Raw genomic sequence first — 17,338 nt, 5'->3', positions numbered from 1 at the left:
GCAGATGGCGCACCCGAGCTTGCCGATGGGGGTGTCGACGACCGGGAACAGCGGCTCGTCGTAGCCCTCGAGGTCGTGCGGACTGGCGTGCACCTCGAACGGAATCCAGGGGTTCACCTTGCGGTACTTCGACAGGATGCCGTCGGGGCCGATCAGGCAGGTGGTGTTGAACACCACGCCGGGCCACCGTGGATCGACCTCCAGCATCGACCCGCTCTGGATGTAGATGTCGTGTCGCCGCGCCCGCGCCTGCAGCCGCTCGGTGTGCTCGTTCGGGATCTCGACCGCCAGGTGCTCGATCAACGCCTCGACGCCGGGATACGCCGGCGCGGCATGCGCGAACTCCGGGAACACCACCAGCCGCACCGGCAGGAACGGCTGGCTGCCCACCACCGCCGCGTCGATCATCTCGACGATGCGATCGGTGTTGTGGCGCATGTCGGCGCGCGTGCGTGGGCACGGCAGGTCGGTCTGGCACGCGGCCACCGCGTACCGCAGGCGCGACACACTCACCGCGGCAGGCCAGCGAGGCGCGGCACCTGTCGGCCCACCACGCGCGTGTTGTACTGCGTGAACCACGCCGGCTCGTCGAGCGGCGAGGCCGGCGCCGGGTACTGCGTCATCGAGTGCGAGGGCAGCGGCCACGCCTGATCAGGGCTGGCGGAGTTGATGTCCATCTCCTTGCTGTAGCCGTCGCCGTGCAGCAGGAACGTCCGCGTCCAGCCCGACCGCAGCGCCGGCATCCGCCCGGCCTCGAAGGACAGCGCCACCTCGTCGCCCGGGCGCGACACGACGAAGCGGTCGTCCACGCCGTCGAGCAGCCCACGCACATCGCCCTCGCGCGTGTAGCGGCCAGGCATCTGCTTCCACGGGGAGTGCGGTGTCACCTTCGCGTAATCGAACGCCAGCGGTTCGTCAGGCGTCACGGCCTCCGAGAAGCCGCGCCAGCGCAGGTCGGCGGCGGCAGCCGGCGCCCGCGTGACCACCGGCGACACGTCGTCCACACGCGTCGCGACCTCGACCTGATCCCAGTACACGCGCATCGTCGTCGCGATGCGCACCTCGCGGCTGGCCGACAGGAACGTGCCCGAGAGATCCACGACCACCGTCTGCGGGCGACCGACCGGGATGCCGATCTCCGCGACGACGGTCTGCCACTGGCCGCGCGCGTCCTTCACCTGCAACGACGGCGGATGGAGCTGGTGGCCTGCCTGGTGCGCCGCGATGTTGTCGCTGGAGAACGCATAGTCGGTCCAGCCGGTGAGCAGCAGCACGGTGCCCGTCGCAGGTGTTCCGGCGCCGAGGTCCACCGTCATGGCGTGGGGCTTCGCGTAGCCGCGGATCGGCAGGAGCGGCAGACCATCGACGAACCGTCGATCGACGCGCGCCGCGGCTGGCGTGGCCTCGTGTCCGGCAGCATCGAGGACGCGCGCCGGCGCCCGACGATCTCGCACGACGGCGTAGCGAAGGCCCGCCTGCGGCGTCGACACCATGCCCTCCAGCGGGAAGACGTCCGTGCCCGCCGGGTGATCGACCGCCATCAGCGACAGGTGATCGATGAACAGGGTTTCCTCGAGCTCGTTGGTCACGCGCAGCTCGTACCGGCCGTCGCGCGGCTTCAGCTGGTCGCCGCGGATGCGCACGAACTCCTCCGGATCGGGCGTGTTGAACACGCCGGGCGCGAGCTGGTAGCCCATCTCGCCGCCGCCGAGGAAGTCGGTGACGAACTCGAAGCGATCGCCCGTCCACGTGTACAGATACGGGCACGACGATGGCTTGCGGTCGAGTTCGACGACCTCGAGGCTTGCCGCCTTCTGCACGTCGGCCGCGAGTGCCTCGGCTTGCACGATGCCGGCTGGCCACAACACGCGCACCACATCGGGCGCCGGGCGCGTGCCGAGGCCGAACAGCAGGTCGGCCGGGGCTGCGGCCGGGGAAGACGCGGAGGTCTCGAGCTTCTGCGACAGGCTGCCGGCGCGCATCTCGACCTTGGCGCCGAGCCCGCTGCGGTTGCTCACCTGCCCCTGCAGCGTCACGCGGAACGCCGGCGCCGTGCCGGAGGCCACCATCAGGGTCGCGGCGCCGCCGCGCGTCACCAGGATGTCCATCGACCCCGAGCGATCGGCATCGAGCAGCAGGAGGCCGGCCTGCGCGTCGCCAGCAGCAGACCGTGGCAGTCCAGCCCGGGCCGAGGCGTCCTCGAAGGCCCCGCCGGCCGCCTGTCGGGCGACGTGCACGCCGTCGGCCAGGACCGACACGATGTCGAGCAGGCCGTCGTTGTCGGCGTCGACCATCTGCGCCGCGGCGGCGCCGCCCGGCAGCGCGGCGAGCGGCCGCGCCGTGAAGCGGTTGTTCGACGCGCCCACTGCGAGCACGCTCGTGGCGGTCTTCGCGCTCACGGCGATGTCGGGGAAGCCGTCCTTGGTGGCGTCGCCCACAGCGATCGCCGAGGCCGGTGGCAGCGCGTCGAGCCCGACGGCGGCCGACATCTCGCGGAAGGAGGCGTCGCGCATGTTGCGCCAGAGCCGGATGGCGCCGTCCTCGCCCAGCACGAGCACGTCGATGTCGCGGCGGAGATCGACGTCGGTCGGCACAAGTGCGCGCGCCACGAGCGGCACCTGGCCGGGCAGCGCGCTCGCGCTGATGTCCGTGAACGTGCCGTCGCCGTTGTTGCGCCACGCCGCCAGCGGGGCCGGACCGCCGCCGTCGCGCGTCGCGCCGCCGAGCAGTGCGTCGGCATCGCCGTCGTGGTCCAGATCCACGAGCGCAGCCGTGCGGACGTCGAGGCTCGTGGCGATGCCAGCGGCCTTCGTGACGTCCTCGAAGCCGAACGGCGCCCCGCCCTGCCCGGCGGTCTGGCGCCACAGCGCGACGCCCCCACGCCCGTGCACGAGCACATCGGCCTTGCCGTCGTTGTCGACGTCGGCAATCACCGCGCCGCGCGCCCCAAGGCCCGGTGTCGACCACGCCGCCGTGAACGACCGTGTGGGCGCGGTCGAGCCCGGGGCCGCGTACACCTCGAAGGCCGTGTCGGTGACCGCGACCAGGTCAGGCCTGCCGTCGCGGTCGAGATCGCCCGCCGCCAGTGCCGATGGCGACGCCTGGCCGAACGAGAGCGGCCTGGGTGCATAGGCGAGTGCGGGCGCGGGGGCTGCGAACTCCGCCTCGGCGCCGGTCGACAGGATGGCCTCGGCGTAGCGGCCCTGCTCCAGATAGGCGTTGGAATATGTGGTGCCGTACCCGGTCTCGCGCAGGGCCTGGAACTTCTTGGTCGTCTCGGCGCCAAGCTCCCGCTGTCCGGCGCGCGTCTGCGCCACCGCGAGGTTGTACAGGGCCGACACGTTGTACGGCTCGAGTTCGACGGCCTTCGTGAACACCGGCACCGCCTCGGCATACGCGCGACGCTGCACCAACAACTGGCCGACGTTCACGAGCGATGCGACATCGTCTGGATCGACCTGCAACACGCGACGGAACGCGGCAAGCGCGTCGTCTTCGCGGTTCTCCTGGCGGGCGATGAGGCCGAGCACGAAGTCGGCATGCGGTGGCGCGCCCGGGGACGTGGCTGCCGCCGTGCCCTCCTTGAGGGCCGCCGCCAGGTCGGGTTCGTACAGGCGCGCGATGGCCAGGTTCACGCGGGCCGGCACGAGGGTCGGGTCGATGCCCAGCGCGGCCTCGAACTGCGTCGCCGCCTTGGCGTGGTTGAACTGCTCGAGATACGCGACGCCGATGTTGTTGGCCTGCCACGCGCGCTCGCGCACCTCGCGCGACGGCGGTGCGGGCGTCTGCGCCGTGATGACGACGCCGAGAGTGACCAGGCTGGCGAGAACCGTGAGTATGCGCGTCATGTGTGTGTAGCCGTCGGCGGTGGTTCGTGGCCGTCGCGCTTGCGCGACGGTCAGTGGTCCTTCTCTGAGTGAGCGCGCCGGACAAGTCCGGCGCCTACGGGCGTGTGAACGGCACCTTGCGCGTGACGCCCTTCGCCTCGGTCACATACAGCGTCTGGCCGCCATCCTGCGGGCCGAGCCGATCCACCTGGCCTCCGGGCCACCGGATCTCCACCTGCTCCACCTTGGACGCCGATCCGAGGCCGAAGGTGAGCGGCAGCTCGCTCTGCGAGAGATAGCTGGAGCCGGACTTGACCATGGCGAGGCGCGTGGCGCCCCCCACCGTGACGCGCACCTGCGCGCCGATGGCGGAGCGGTTGGTGCGCGCGCCGGTCAGCGCCAGGCGCAGGGCCCGGCCGCCCTTCGAGTCGTTGCGCAGCACGCGCGCCGGCCCGTTGTTGACCGTCACGACGAGGTCCTGGTCGCCGTCGTTGTCCATGTCCAGCGTTGCGGCGCCCCGCGCCACCACCGGCTGCGCGAGCGCCGGGATCCCCGCCGCCACGTTGGAGAACCGGCCCTTGCCGGCGTTGCGATACAGGTGCGCCGGCTGCGCGTAGGTCACCTTCGGCTGGACGCGGCTGATGTCGTCGGCGACGTGGCCGTTGGCGGTGAAGATGTCCACCCAGCCGTCGTTGTCGGCGTCGAAGAAGAAGCACGCGAAGGTGAGCGAGAGCAGCGACTCGCGGCCCAGGCTCGACGTCGGCGCATCGTCGATGAACAGGCCGTTGCCCTCGTTGCGGTAGAGCGACAGCATCTCGTTCGAGAAGTTGCCGACCAGCAGCCCGAAGCGGCCCGACCCGTCGAAGTCGGCGGCGTCGACGCCCATGCCCGCGCGCGCCATGCCCGCCTCGTTGAAGGCGACGCCGGCCGTCACGGCCTCGTCCACGAAGCCGCCCTTGCCGGTGTTGCGGTACAGCCGGTTCGGCTGCGTGTCGTTGGCGATGAAGACGTCGAGCCAGCCGTCGGCGTTGAAGTCGATGAGACCGATGCCGAGGCCCTTGCTGGTCGGGTCGTGCAGGCCGGCCTTCTTCGTCACGTCCTCGAAGGTGCCGTTGCCGTTGTTGCGGAACAGGAACGGCGTGTCGCCCTTGTAGCTCTCGGGCGTGCAGTACGACTTCGTCTTGCCGTCCAGCGTGCAGTAGAGGTCCTTCTCGATCTGCCACTGCACGTAGTTGGCGACGATGAGGTCGACGCGTCCGTCCTTGTCGTAGTCGACCCAGGCGGCGCTGGTGGAGAAGCCGGCACGGCCGACACCCGCCCGTGCCGTCACGTCCTCGAAGGTGCCCTTGCCCGTGTTGCGGTAGAGCCGGTTCCCGCCGAGCGCCGTCACGAACAGGTCGGTGAAGCCGTCGTTGTCGTAGTCGCCCGCCGCCGCGCCCATGCCGTACATCTCCACGGCGAGGCCGGCGGCGCGCGTGACGTCGGTGAACTTCCCGCCACCCGCATTCCGGTACAGGGCCGGGAGTGCGCGGGCCGGCGGACGTCCCGGCCAGGCCTTGCCGTTGGCGAAGTACAGGTCCTGTCGGCCGTCGTTGTCGACGTCGATCACGACGACGCCGGCGCCCATGGTCTCGGGCAGGTACTTCTTGCCGAAGGCGCCGCTGGTGTGCCGGAACGCGATACCGGACGAGGCCGTGACGTCGGTGAAGGCGATCGGCCCGGCCTTCGCGGCCGGCGTCGGCGCGGCCTTGCCCGCCTGGGCGAGCAGGGTGGGAGCGAGGCCGGCGGCCACGGTGGCCGCCAGCGTGAGGGCGAGAACGTGCGTGCGCGTCATCGGGGCGAGATCTCGGCGGTCGTGGAGCGACGGTCGGCAGCGGGCGCGGGGCGCCGGACCGGCCCTGGCGTGGCAGGTTCGCCGGCCGCGCGGGCAGGAACTGGAGCGGTCGACCCGGCGGGACGGCCGGCCGGGACGCGGGCGACGCGTGTCGCGGACGTCGCGGGCTGGCCCGCGCGTGCCACGGCGGCGGCCGGCACGGTCGGCGGTGCTGGCACACCGTAATCGAACGGTGACGCATCGCGGTGCTCGTGCACGCTCTGGCGCTCGTTGTTGTCGTCGGGGTGCAGCTGGCGGAACGGCCCGGTGATCGCCTGCGCGGACTCGTCGGCCTTGAAGCGCTCGTAGAGCGTGCGCTCGCGCGCCGCGAGGTCGGGCTTGCCCATGCCCTGGTAGCAGAGCATCAGGTTGTAGTGCGCCTGCAGGTCCTCGGGGTCGACGTCGAGGGCCGCCTTGAACTCGGCGACGGCCTCGGGATACTGCCGCTTCAGGAACAGCACGCGCCCGAGCTGGTTGCGCACGACGCGATCGCGCGGGTACTGCCGTGCGGCCTCGCGCAGGTGGGTGAGGGCCTCGTCGTAGCGCCCGAGCGTCTTGGCCGCCTGGCCGAGGAAGAAGTGTGTCTTGGCCAGCGTCGGGTTGATCTTGAGCGCCTGGCCCAGCATCTCCGCGGCGCCGTCGATGTTGCCCTCGTTGATGCGGGCACGTGCGACGTTCACCCAGCCGTCGGCGTAGCCCGGCTCGGCCTGCGTCACCTTCAGGAAGGCGGCCTCGGCGCCCTTCAGGTCGCCCTGCAGCAGCAGCCCGATGCCGTAGTCGTTCCAGCGCTCGCGCACGGCCTTGCTCACGACGGGCGCATCGGCCGGCAGCACCGCCGTCGCGTCCACGACGCGCAGCGTCGTGGTGGCCTCGGCCATCACCGTGATCGGCAGGTCGGGGGTCTGCTTCATGGGGCCCGACACGGTGGACGGGTCGCCGGTGAGCAGCCATCGCCCGTTGTCGACGGCCGGGCCGAGGCGGAAGTCCTTGTGCGCCGGATCGCGCATGCCGCGGAACGACCACTGCGTGCCCCACCACTGGAACTTGCGGTAGTTCACCTTCGCCTTGAGCGTGATCGTGTCGCCGGCATCGGCCGGGACGTTCAGGCGGTAGTGGATCGTGTCGGCCGCGCCAGGCGGGATCAGGCGCACGTACGCCACCGAGCGCGTCGCCCACGCGTTGCGCTTGTTGATCGGGTTGCCCTCGCCGTCGAGCTGCAGGCTGCGATAGAAGTGCGCGCCCGGCTCCACGGGGCCCTTCCCGCCATCGGCCACCTTGCCGCTGTGCAGGATCGTGCGGCCCTTGCTGTCGACGGCCTCGAGCTCCACCCAGACATCGAAGGCGTCGACCGTGCCGCCCGGGAAGAAGTGCCCGACCTTGCGCGTGCGGACCACCACCTCGAGGCGCACCGACTCGCCTCGCTTCACGGCCGGCTTCACGGCGTCGATCGGGGCGACCACGGTGACCGGCGCGGTGGTGACGGCCGTGCTCGCGCCGAAGCTCGCCGACTCCTCGCCGACCGCGAACGTGCTGTTCAGGCGCGGCTCACCGCCGGCGATCTGGCGTTCCTCGCTCGCCTCGGCCGCCGGCGTGCGCACGAGGCCGAAGACGTCGATCGTCACGGCGCCGTCCTTCAGGAACGTCTGCACGGCCTGCAACTGCTTGCCGTGCCCGTTCACGAAGGGCAGGGCGGTGTTGGCGGCGGCGAAGCGGTGGCTCTTGTGCTGGCCGTCCTTGGCCGCCGGATCGGTCGAGGCGACGCGCGGCATGTGGCAGTCGCCGCAGCCCTGCGACTTGGCCGGGTAGTAGAAGGCGCGCGCGCCCATCCCCGACACGCCCGAGGCCTGCCAGTTGTCGTAGTCGTTGAAGCCGCGGATCCAGCGGTAGCCGTTCACCGGCGTGTCCAGGTGCACCTTGTGGCAGCTGCTGCAGAACTCCGGCGTCTGCTCGGTCATGAACGGCTTGATGAAGGTCTCGCGATGCGGCTGCGGATCGAGCTCGAGCAGCTTGTCGTGGGCCCACTGCAGCAGCGGCTGCTTGCTCACGGCCAGGTCGTGCAGCGGCGGGTACTCGATCAGGAAGTCGCCGTTGCCCATCGTGCTGCCGACATGCGTGATGGCGTGGCACGACGTGCAGCCGAGGCCGTTCTGCGCTTCCGGCGTGTTGATCTGCTGCTTGATCGGCGTGTCGAAGCGGCCGTTGAAGAAGACCGCGTGGTCGTGGCAGCCGGCGCACCACTTGGACGGCTTGGTGCCGACCACGTCCTGCATGTACTCGATCGACTTGCGGTACCACTGGTTGTTGAACGAGCTGAAGTGATGGGCCGACTCGTTCCACTCCTCGGCGATCTCCTTGTGGCAGCGTGCGCAGGTGTCGCTGGTCATGAAGAAGTTGGCCGGGATGATCCCGTTGCGGCTGGTGTTGGACGAGGAGGGGAAGAACGGGCTGGAGGGCCCGGCGCCTTCTTCCTGCATCGAGGTGGGAACCACCGACGGATTGGTGATGCGGAACGCCTGGCGTCGCACGGCGCCGTAGCGGCTCACGTACACGATGGATCCGACCATCGCGAGCAGCGTGACGAGGACGGCGGCGCGCATCAGCAGGGCGCTGCGGCCGGGCGCGGCGCCCGGCAACGACGGCGCCCCGGCACGTCCCGCCCGCGCGAGCAGCCAGAACAGGATGGGCAACGCGCCGAGCACCGAGGCGGCGACGTGCGTGTACAGCAGCCCGCGATACGGGCGCGTGGCGCCGGTCCAGGAGAGCGCGAGGCCGGTCGCGAGCGCCACGGCCAGCGGGCCGGCGGCGACGCCCCAGCCTTCCGGGATCGCACGGTGCCGCGCGACATGGCGCACGGCGGTCGCGCCGAGCACCACACCGCCGATCACGTGCGCCACGACCTGCGCGTAGTAGAAGCCTGATGCGGTGGCGAAGGCGCCCAGGTAGGCGCTGTTGAGCAGCAGGAGGAAGAAGCCGGCGAGCCACCACGCTCGCCGCCCAGACGCGATCTGTGCAGTCATCAGGAACTCTGGAGTGGCGAGAAACGCCGGAACCGTCAGAGTACCGGCGGTCGAGCGACGGCCGGGTCACCTGAATGCACTAGTGGGCGCATTCAAAGGCACATTCATGACTCATGACTCATGACTCATGCCCAAGCCCCAAGCCCCAAGCCCCAAGGCCGAAGGCCCAAGCCCCAAGGCCGAAGGCCGAAGGCTAGACGATCCCCTGGCCCTCGACGACCTTCTGGTACGCGTCGACCTTGACGGTGGTGAGGCGGTCGACCCGGGTGCTCGGGGCGGGCCAGGCGATCTCCACCCAATCGACCTGCGTGGCGGTGCCGAGGCCGAGGATCTCGCGGGGGTCGTGCGCGGAGAGGTAGCTGCCGCCACCGGTCTTGAAGCGGCGCGTCACCTTGCCGCCGACCGACCAGCTGATGCGGGCACCGATCGCGTCGCGGTTGCAGGTCACGCCCTGCAGCGACAGGCCGACCCATGTACGACACGCACACGGCGAAGTCGAGCGTGCGCATCAGCAGCCTCGAGGTCCCCGCCGCGACGGCCTCCCCGGTGCGCGTGAGCAGCCTCCTCATCGTGCAGCGCGCCGAGAAGGTGCCGCAGGCCGAGCGCGATGCCACCAACCCGCTGTACTTCGGCGACACGCTGCTGTACCCGAACATCGGCGAGTCGCTCTCGAAGGCGGCGACCAGGGAAGTGGCGTTCGCCTTCACGGTCGTGCCCGGCAAGGCCGCCGTGACCGGCGCGACGATGGCGTTGGTGAAGAGCGGGCAGGTGATGGGCCAGGCGCCCCTGACGCTCGATGCCGCCGGCGCCGACGGCGTGATCCGGCAGATCGGCCGCCTGCCCATCGACGCGCTCGACCCCGGGAGCTACGAGATCCGCGTCGCCGTGCAGGCCGGGAGCGTCGCGGTCAACCGCTCGGCGCGCGTCACGGTGGTGCCGTAGCCAATCGCCCCGACCCGTCCCGCTGGCCCGACCGCCAGCGGGTGACCCTGGAGGGCGCCTGTCGCACGGCATTCGGCTGGGGTATCCTCCGGACATACCCCGATGGCGCTGTCGCACATGCTGTACGTCAGCCGGTCGCGTCTGGACTGGACGCCGGAGGAGCTCGACCGCCTGGCCGAGGTCTCGCGCCGACGCAACGCGCCGGACGGGCTGACGGGCTTGTTGTTGTACGGTCGCGGCCACTTCCTGCAACTGCTCGAGGGCCGGCGGCAGCCGCTGGTGCTGACGTTCGACCGGATCGTGCACGACGCGCGGCACACCGACATCGACCTGCTGCTCGACGGGCCCATTGCGCAGCGCCTGTTCGACGGCTGGGCGATGGGGCTGCTGAACGTCGACCAGGCCGGCGACCTCGCCCGCGACAGGTTCGATCGCATCGTGGCGTCGTTACCGCGTGGTTCCGGGCCGGTGCTGGCCAATGCGGTCGCGCTGGAGCTCCTGCGGGAGTTCAAGGCGCAGGCCTCGGCCACTGTTCCCGGCAGATTGCCTGATTTGTCCTGAGCCCTGTCGGCTCGTCGTTGCTCATCAAGGAGTGCCCGTGTCCTCGTCGTCCTCCGTCCTCTCCCGTCGCTCGATGCTCCAACTCGCCGGTCTTGCCGCTGCCGCACCCCTCGGGTCGCTGGCCGCGAGCGGCACGGCCCTCGCGCAGTCGACGACCCCGAAGCCGCTGCCCCTGAAGATCGGCGTCGCGTCGTACTCCCTGCGCAAGTTCCCGCGCGACAAGGCCATCGCGGCGCTGAAGCAGCTCAACGTGAAGTACGTCACCATCAAGGACGTGCACCTGGCGCGCACCGACTCGCCCGAGCAGATCCGCACCGCGCGCAAGGAGTTCGAGGACGCCGGCATCGCGATCATGGGCGGCGGCACGCTGACGTGGAAGACGGCCGACGAGGTCGCGATGCGCAAGGACTTCGAGTACGCCAAGGCGGCCGGCATGCCGCTCGTGGTGTGCTCGCCGGCGCCCGACACGCTCGACCTCCTCGAGAAGATGGTCAAGGAGTTCGACATCAAGGCCGCCATCCACAATCACGGCACCGAGGATCCCTGGTGGCCGGCGCCCTCCGACGTGCTGAAGAAGATCGACACGCGCGATCCGCGCATGGGCGTGTGCATGGACATCGGGCACGCGACGCGCGCCGGCGCCGATGTGGTGAAGGCCGTGGCGGCGGCGGGCCCGCGCCTGCTCGACCTGCACATCAAGGACCTGACCGACGGGACCAACAAGGACAGCCAGGTCGAAGTCGGCCGGGGGATCCTGCCGGTCGTCGGCGTGTTCAAGGAACTGGTGCGGACGAGGTTTGCCGGCCACGTGTCGCTCGAGTACGAGATCAAGGCCGACGACCCGGTCCCGGGCATGATGGAGTCGCTCTCGTACATGCGCGGGGTCGCTGCGGCCCTGGCGTAGGTTCACGCGTCGAACAGGTAGGGCGCGGTGTCCCACCGCGCCGTTGGCGCGCCTTCTGGTGAGGAGTTCATGCCACCCACCCCCCTTCGTCGACGGACCCTGGTCGCGGCCTTCGCGGTCCTCCTGTCGGCCGGGGTGTGGGCGCAGACGCGCCCCAACCCCGGCTATCCGGGCGGCCCGGACGGCGCCAGCGACAAGTCCTCCCGTTTCGAGACCACCTCCACGGCCATCGTGGTCGACGTCGTCGTGCGCGACGGCAAGGGCCAGCCGGTCACCGACCTCGGCCCTGAAGACTTCGACCTGTACGAAGACAGGCTGCGGCAGTCGATCGGCTCGTTCTCGGTGGCGAACCGGGGCGAGGGCATTGCCGTGGCCGCGCGGAAGCGCGACGGCACGACCCGCATCGACCTGGCCGCGACGGGGCCGGGCGGCGCCACGCCGGAGGTGTCGGCCGAGGCCGGCCTCACGGCGCTCGTGTTCGACCGCCTGTCGTCGGACAACCGCACCCTCGCTCAGCAGGCGGCGCTGAACGGCATCCCGATGAACGCGCGGGTGCTGCCGGACGCCATGGGCATCTTCGCCATCGACCTGCAGGTGAACCTGGTGCAGCCCTTCACGCGCGACCCGGCCGCCGTGCGTGCCGGCCTGCAGCGCATCGGCGGGCTGAACGCGTCGCAGTTCCAGCGTCGCGACCGGCGCATCGTCGAGCTGCAGGAACGGAGGCAGGTGCTCGGGCCGCAGCTCACCGCCACCGTGACGGCCAACCGGGGCAACCCGGGCCCGACCGGCACGCAGGCCATCGGCAGCATCGAGGTCGAGCTCGCGCAGAACCGGATGGAGAGCCGGATGCTCGAGATGTTCGACACGCTCGAGCGCGAGCAGCAGGGCTACAGCACCACCAACGCGTTGCTGTCGGTGGTGGCCAGCCTGCAGGACACACCCGGCCGCAAGACCATCGTGTTCTTCTCGGAAGGCCTGGCCGTGCCGCCGGCGGCCCAGGCGGCATTCCGCTCGGTGGTCGACACGGCCAACCGGGCCAACGTGACGATCTACACGGTGGACGCCTCCGGGCTGCGCGCCGAGAGCACCGTCGGCGACGTGCAGCGCGAGATGACGGCCGCCGGCATCGACCGCATCGTGCAGAACGAGTCGGGATCGTTGCCGATCACCGGGTCGTTGTTGCGCGTGCTCGAGCGCAACGAGGACATGCTGCGGATGGACCCGCACACCGGGCTCGGCGACCTCGCGCGCGACACCGGCGGCTTCCTGGTGCGCGACACCAACAACCTGCAGTCGGCCTTCAAGCGCATCGACGAGGACATGCGCTTCCACTACGTGCTGACGTATGCGCCGTCCAACCAGCAGTTCGACGGGCAGTTCCGCGAAATCGACGTCAAGGTGAAGCGGCCGGGCCTGCGCGTGTTCGCGCGGCGCGGTTATTTCGCCGTCCGCTCGCTCAGCCCGATGCCGATCCTCGGCTACGAGAGCGTGCCGCTGGCCGCCCTCGACCAGACGCCGCTGCCCAACGCCTTCCCGATTCGCGCCGGCGGCATGTCGTTTCCCGAGGCCGCGCGTCCGGGCCTGACGCCGATCCTGGTGGCAGTCCAGACCAACGCCCTCACGTACGACCGCGACGCGGGCCAGGGCACCTACGCCGCCGAGGCGGTCGTCGTGGTGCGCGTGCGCGACACGCGCGGGCGCGTCGCCTACAAGACCAGCCAGCAGTACCTGCTCTCGGGCCGGCTCGATGAACTCGAGTCGGCACGCACGGGCGAGATCCTGTTCTACCGGCAGCCGGAGTTGCTCCCCGGTGCGTACAGCGTCGAGGCGATGGTGTACGACGCGAAGGCGAAGCGCAGCAGTGCCCGCATCTCGACGGTCACCGTGCCGTCGCCAGAGTCGACGCATGCGCGAGTGAGCAGCGTCGTGATCGTCCGCCGCGCCGAGCAGGTGGCGGCAGGCGACCGCGACGACAAGAACCCGCTCTATGTCGGCGACCTGTTGTTGTACCCGGACGTCGGCGTGCCGGTGCGCACGAAGGCCGACGGAGAGCTCGCGTTCTTCTTCACGGCGTATGGGCGGCCCGGCACCACAACGGCCGCACGCCTCGAGCTGTTGTCCCAGGGGCACGTGGTCAGCGCGCTGCCCATCACGCTGGCCGCGTTCGACGCGACGGGGCGGGTGCCGCAGCTGCAGCGCATTCCCATCGACGCCCTGCCCGGGGGCGTGTACCAGCTGCGCGTGATGGTCGAGGATGCCCGCGGCAGCGACAGCAAGACGGCGACGTTCAGGGTCGAAGGACAGTAGGGAATTACAGACGTTCAGAATCGCAGAATTTCATCATCTGCATCGGCAGCTCGAATCAGGCTGGTGGTAGGCCAGTGGCGGTGCTGAAATTCTGAACGTCTGAACGTCTGCAATTCCGGAATGGCGCTCAGCGCGCCTTCTTGTTCCGCCACACGTCGACCACGCTGTCCATCGTGGGGCCGAACGCAAAGGCGCCGACGACGAGATCCGGGCGCCCGTCGCGGTCGATGTCGCCGACGTCGAGCGTGGCGTACGAGGGCGTGCCGATCCTGATCGGGTGCCGCGCCCAGGTCCCCGGCGCCGTCTGCTCGAGCCACACCACGCCCGGAAGCGTGGCCTCGGCCGGGCCACCCCCGCCCGCCACCATCGCCGCGGCGGCGATGTCGAGGTCGCCGTCGCCGTCGAAGTCGGCGGCCATCGCCCGGTGTGCGCCCGGGAGCGCGGCGATCGGCCTGGGCGTGTACGGGAAGCTGCCGCGGTTCTCGAGCAGGGTCACGCCGTGGTACGGCTTCAGGATGAAGTCGTCGAACGTGTCGCCGTGCGTGTGCAGCACGTCGAGGTCGCCGTCCTTGTCCATGTCGACGAGCTCGATGCCCGATGAGCCCCAGTTCGGGTGCGGCGCCGCGAAGATCGTCTCGGTGCGGAAGGTGCCGTTGCCCGCGTTGATCAGCGCCGCGACCGTCTCGTGCTCCTGCGCGAACAGCACCACGATGTCGGGCTTGCCGTCGCCATTGAGGTCGGTGACGGGCACGTGGATCGCGCCATGCCGGCGATCGAGCTCGGCGATGACGAACTGCGGCGATGTCCAGTCGGTCGTCTGGTTCTGGAGGAGCAGGAGGCTGCCCGTCTTGCGCCAGCCGAACACGGCGGCCACCAGGTCGAGGTCCCCGTCGCCGTCGAAGTCGGCCGCGCGCACGTCGGCGACGCGCCCGAGCTGGCGCGCCAGCGTCACGGGGGTGTAGGTCCCGTCCTTGGCGCGCCGCAGCCACACGATCCCGCCGTTGGTGTGGTCGGCCGGCTGGAACGAGCCGAGGTCGCCGAGGAGCAGGTCCTGCAGGCCATCCTTGTCGAGGTCGACGCGCTCGATGTGCGACGGGTGCGGCACCTCGGCGATCACCTTCAGCGCGGCCCCCTTCGTGGTCGGGCCGGCCATCACGAGCCCGGCGCGCATGTCGGTGGCCACGATCTCGGAGGCGCCGTCGCCGTCGAGGTCGAGCAGGCGGACGTTCGCCACGGCGGGGTGCGACGGCCCTGGCCGGCCGGCCAGGCCGACGGCCTGCCGGTCGAACGTCGTGGACGCGGGCGTCACCGGCCACGGCTCGTGGGCGGGCAGGGCCTCGGGGGCGCCCTTTTCGTAGAAGCGCTGGATCCGCAGCATGTCGGGCGGCAGCGGGATCATCGCCGTGGCCCCGCCCATCATGCCGGCGGGCTCCGGCACGCCGTCCATGATCAGCTGCATGCGCACCAGTTCGTCGCGCCAGGCGGCGCGCGGCAGGATGTCGGGCGGCGGCATCTTGTGGCACACCGTCCCGCAGCGCTGCTGGACCTCGGCCTCGGTGGCCACCGGCAGGTCGGCCGGCAGGGCGGCAGCCACGGTCGCCGCCGGGCGGGCGCTCGGATAGACTGCCGCCATACCCGCGAGCGCGGTCAGGGCGAGGAATCGGCGCAGCGCAGGAGCGGCGCCCCCGGACCGTGCAGGGTGCATGTCTGCCAGTCTAGCCTCCTCCATGCCTGCCGCGATGCCCGAGCCTGCCGCCCCCCGTCGCCCCGTGGCCTGGCTGGTGGCCGGCGTGCTCCTCTCTGCCCTCATGGTCGTGGGCGCCTCGTGGTATGCGCGGCTCGAGGTGCGGCGCCTGCGCGACGAGCAGGTCGCCCTCACCGAGCGGCACCGCCTCGACACCCTCCAGCTGATCCGCATCGCCAGCAACGTCGGCACGATCGAGGACACGCTGCGCGACATGACCGACCGTAGCGAGCCGTACCCGCTCGCGGCCTGGGAGCAGACCTTCGCGCGCCTCAAGGTCGACCTCGATCAGGCCCTGACCCGCGAGCGCGACCTCGCGCCCGTGGCCAGGCCCGCCGCGCAGGCCCGGCAGCTCGACGCGGCGGCGTCGCGCCTGTGGCAGGCCATCGACACGGGGTTCGTCGCCGCCCGGGCCGGCGACGACGAGGCCGCCATCCGGGTGTTCACGACCGACGCCTCCGCGCGGCAGGCCGAACTCTCGCACCAGGTCTCGCAGCTGCTCATCGCCAACACGCGCGCCGACGACGAGGGCACCGCGCGGGCGCGGGCCGTGTACGACGCCGCCGATCGCCAGATGCTGTGGCTCAGCGTCGGGCTCGTGGCGGCGCTGCTGCTGGCCGGCGCGACCATCATCCAGGCCGTGCGCCGCAGCATCCTGGCGCTGCAACAGGTGTCGGCGGAGCGCCGGGCCCTCTCGTGGCGGATGATCCGGCTGCAGGAGGACGTGCAGGCCGGCCTCGCCCGTGAACTGCACGACGAGTTCGGGCAGGTGCTCACCGCCCTCGGGTTCGGGCTGGCGCGGACGCGCCGCCGCGTCGAGCAGGGCGCCGCCCCGGCGGCGACCCTGGCCGCCGAACTCGGGGAACTGCAGGACCTGGCCAAGCAGGTGCTCGACGGCATCCGCCAGCGCTCGAGAGCCCTCCATCCCGTGGTGCTCGACGACTTCGGCCTCGAGCACGCCCTGCGCTCGCACGTCGAACTCGTGGCGCGCCAGACCGGCCTGCCGATCGCCGTGGAGACCGCCGGGGATCTCGCCGGGCTGCCGGGCGAGACGGCCACGCACCTCTATCGCATCCTGCAGGAAGCGCTGACCAACGTGGTCCGTCACGCGGGGGCCTCCGACGTGGCCGTCTCCGCGGTGCGTGACGAGGGCGGCATCACCCTGACCATCGACGATGATGGCCGAGGCGTCGAGGTGGGCGGACCGGCCTCGCCGGGCCTGGGGCTGACCAGCATGCGTGAGCGCGCCGCGCTCATGGGCGGCACCTTCACGATGGGGGAAGGGCCGCTCGGTGGCACGCGGGTGACGGTCCATGTGCCGGCCGCTGCGGGGTGACGGAAATTTCAGAAGTTCGGCAATTGCAGAATTTCATTACCATCTCGATCACTCGAAGGGCTGACCCTGTCCCTGAACTTATGAAATTCCGCGATTCTGCAATTCCGGGAGTGCGCCCGTGATCCGCGTGATCCTCGTCGATGACCACGCGCTCGTCCGCCAGGGATTCCGGCGCATCCTCGAGGAGGAGCCCGGGTTCACGGTGGTGGGCGAAGCCGGCACGGCGCAGGACGGCGTCGCGCTGGCGCGGCAGACCCGGCCAGACGTCGTGCTGATGGACATGTCGATGCCCGACGCCAACGGCATCCACGCGGCGCGCGAGATCCTGCGTGAGCGGCCCGAGACGCGTGTCCTCGTGCTCAGCATGTACTCCGACGCGCAGTACGTGCGCAGCGCCCTCGATGCCGGCGTGTCGGGGTACATCCTCAAGAGCGCGCTCGAGACCGACCTCACCCGCGCGGTGCGCTCGGTGGCCGCCGGCCAGCAGTACCTCAGCCCGGAGCTCTCGCACGTCCTCATCAGGGCCCTGCGCGAGAAGCAGGATCACCAGGGCGAAGACGACGCGTTCGACAAGCTGACGCAGCGCGAGAAGCAGGTCCTGCAGCTCATCGCGCACGGCAAGTCGAACAAGGAGATCGCCGCGCTGCTCAACCTCTCGGTGAACACCGTGGCCGTGCACCGGGCCAACCTGATGAGCACGCTCGGCGTGCACAAGGCGGCGGAACTGGTGCTGTATGCCGTACGCAAGGGGCTGGTGCTTCCTGAGTAGGGCCATTCGTCATGCCTCATTCGTCATGCCTCATGCCGCATGACTCATGAGAAGGAAA

The 17,338-nt window shown here is 70.7% G+C and carries 12 protein-coding genes; 6 read left to right on the top strand and 6 right to left on the bottom strand.

Annotated elements, in window-relative coordinates:
• The 5 genes from ACIRDX_RS00770 to ACIRDX_RS00750 form a co-directional block, all read right to left on the bottom strand.
• Positions 1–513: nitrilase-related carbon-nitrogen hydrolase (locus ACIRDX_RS00770; RefSeq protein ID WP_396623486.1), on the bottom strand; the 513-nt coding region annotated here is incomplete at its 3' end.
• Positions 510–3,848: an FG-GAP-like repeat-containing protein gene (locus ACIRDX_RS00765; protein WP_396623485.1), complete on the bottom strand. Its 3,339-nt coding sequence runs from the start codon at positions 3,846–3,848 to the stop codon at positions 510–512. The genes ACIRDX_RS00770 and ACIRDX_RS00765, both read right to left, overlap by 4 nt.
• Positions 3,849–3,942: 94 nt before the next feature.
• On the bottom strand, positions 3,943–5,661 hold the full coding sequence (locus tag ACIRDX_RS00760) for a CRTAC1 family protein (RefSeq protein WP_396623484.1): 1,719 nt from the start codon (positions 5,659–5,661) through the stop codon (positions 3,943–3,945).
• Positions 5,658–8,717: a tetratricopeptide repeat protein gene (locus tag ACIRDX_RS00755; RefSeq protein ID WP_396623483.1), complete on the bottom strand. Its 3,060-nt coding sequence runs from the start codon at positions 8,715–8,717 to the stop codon at positions 5,658–5,660. Before ACIRDX_RS00755 ends, ACIRDX_RS00760 begins: the two co-directional genes overlap by 4 nt.
• A 193-nt stretch (positions 8,718–8,910) precedes the next feature.
• Positions 8,911–9,165 (bottom strand): ASPIC/UnbV domain-containing protein, encoded by a 255-nt coding sequence (locus tag ACIRDX_RS00750; RefSeq protein WP_396623482.1) that lies wholly within the window; start codon positions 9,163–9,165, stop codon positions 8,911–8,913.
• 23 nt (positions 9,166–9,188) lie between these two features.
• Here ACIRDX_RS00750 and ACIRDX_RS00745 point away from each other — a divergent pair, with 23 nt between their 5' ends.
• The 4 genes from ACIRDX_RS00745 (at position 9,189) to ACIRDX_RS00730 (ending at position 13,431) form a co-directional block, all read left to right on the top strand.
• Positions 9,189–9,659: a hypothetical protein gene (locus ACIRDX_RS00745; RefSeq protein WP_396623481.1), complete on the top strand. Its 471-nt coding sequence runs from the start codon at positions 9,189–9,191 to the stop codon at positions 9,657–9,659.
• Between the two features lie 102 nt (positions 9,660–9,761).
• Positions 9,762–10,220 carry a BLUF domain-containing protein gene (locus ACIRDX_RS00740; RefSeq protein WP_396623480.1) on the top strand — a complete coding sequence of 153 codons (459 nt, stop codon included), beginning with the start codon at positions 9,762–9,764 and terminating at the stop codon, positions 10,218–10,220.
• A 37-nt stretch (positions 10,221–10,257) separates the two neighbouring features.
• On the top strand, positions 10,258–11,124 hold the full coding sequence (locus ACIRDX_RS00735) for a sugar phosphate isomerase/epimerase family protein (protein ID WP_396623479.1): 867 nt from the start codon (positions 10,258–10,260) through the stop codon (positions 11,122–11,124).
• A 69-nt stretch (positions 11,125–11,193) separates the two neighbouring features.
• Positions 11,194–13,431 carry a VWA domain-containing protein gene (locus ACIRDX_RS00730; RefSeq protein WP_396623478.1) on the top strand — a complete coding sequence of 746 codons (2,238 nt, stop codon included), beginning with the start codon at positions 11,194–11,196 and terminating at the stop codon, positions 13,429–13,431.
• Between the two features lie 127 nt (positions 13,432–13,558).
• On the opposite strand, the gene ACIRDX_RS00725 is transcribed toward ACIRDX_RS00730, so the two are convergent.
• Positions 13,559–15,136 carry an FG-GAP repeat domain-containing protein gene (locus ACIRDX_RS00725; protein WP_396623477.1) on the bottom strand — a complete coding sequence of 526 codons (1,578 nt, stop codon included), beginning with the start codon at positions 15,134–15,136 and terminating at the stop codon, positions 13,559–13,561.
• Between the two features lie 22 nt (positions 15,137–15,158).
• Here ACIRDX_RS00725 and ACIRDX_RS00720 point away from each other — a divergent pair, with 22 nt between their 5' ends.
• The gene (locus ACIRDX_RS00720) at positions 15,159–16,511 is read left to right on the top strand and encodes a sensor histidine kinase (protein WP_396623476.1); all 1,353 of its coding nucleotides are present in this window, start codon (positions 15,159–15,161) and stop codon (positions 16,509–16,511) included.
• 118 nt (positions 16,512–16,629) lie between these two features.
• Positions 16,630–17,280: a response regulator gene (locus ACIRDX_RS00715; RefSeq protein WP_396623475.1), complete on the top strand. Its 651-nt coding sequence runs from the start codon at positions 16,630–16,632 to the stop codon at positions 17,278–17,280.
• Positions 17,281–17,338: the final 58 nt, after the last annotated feature.

Origin of the sequence: Luteitalea sp., assembly GCF_044337415.1 — a bacterium.
Lineage (GTDB): Bacteria > Acidobacteriota > Vicinamibacteria > Vicinamibacterales > Vicinamibacteraceae > Luteitalea.
This window is presented reverse-complemented; position numbering and strand designations above follow the sequence as displayed.

Bases quoted from the DNA above. Each gene is read 5' to 3' on its own strand.
- ACIRDX_RS00765 (WP_396623485.1), bottom strand. From the start codon at position 3,848: ATGACGCGCATACTCACGGTTCTCGCCAGCCTGGTCACTCTCGGCGTC.
- ACIRDX_RS00760 (WP_396623484.1), bottom strand. From the start codon at position 5,661: ATGACGCGCACGCACGTTCTCGCCCTCACGCTGGCGGCCACCGTGGCC.
- ACIRDX_RS00755 (WP_396623483.1), bottom strand. From the start codon at position 8,717: ATGACTGCACAGATCGCGTCTGGGCGGCGAGCGTGGTGGCTCGCCGGC.
- ACIRDX_RS00745 (WP_396623481.1), top strand. From the start codon at position 9,189: ATGTACGACACGCACACGGCGAAGTCGAGCGTGCGCATCAGCAGCCTC.
- ACIRDX_RS00740 (WP_396623480.1), top strand. From the start codon at position 9,762: ATGGCGCTGTCGCACATGCTGTACGTCAGCCGGTCGCGTCTGGACTGG.
- ACIRDX_RS00730 (WP_396623478.1), top strand. From the start codon at position 11,194: ATGCCACCCACCCCCCTTCGTCGACGGACCCTGGTCGCGGCCTTCGCG.
- ACIRDX_RS00725 (WP_396623477.1), bottom strand. From the start codon at position 15,136: ATGCACCCTGCACGGTCCGGGGGCGCCGCTCCTGCGCTGCGCCGATTC.
- ACIRDX_RS00720 (WP_396623476.1), top strand. From the start codon at position 15,159: ATGCCTGCCGCGATGCCCGAGCCTGCCGCCCCCCGTCGCCCCGTGGCC.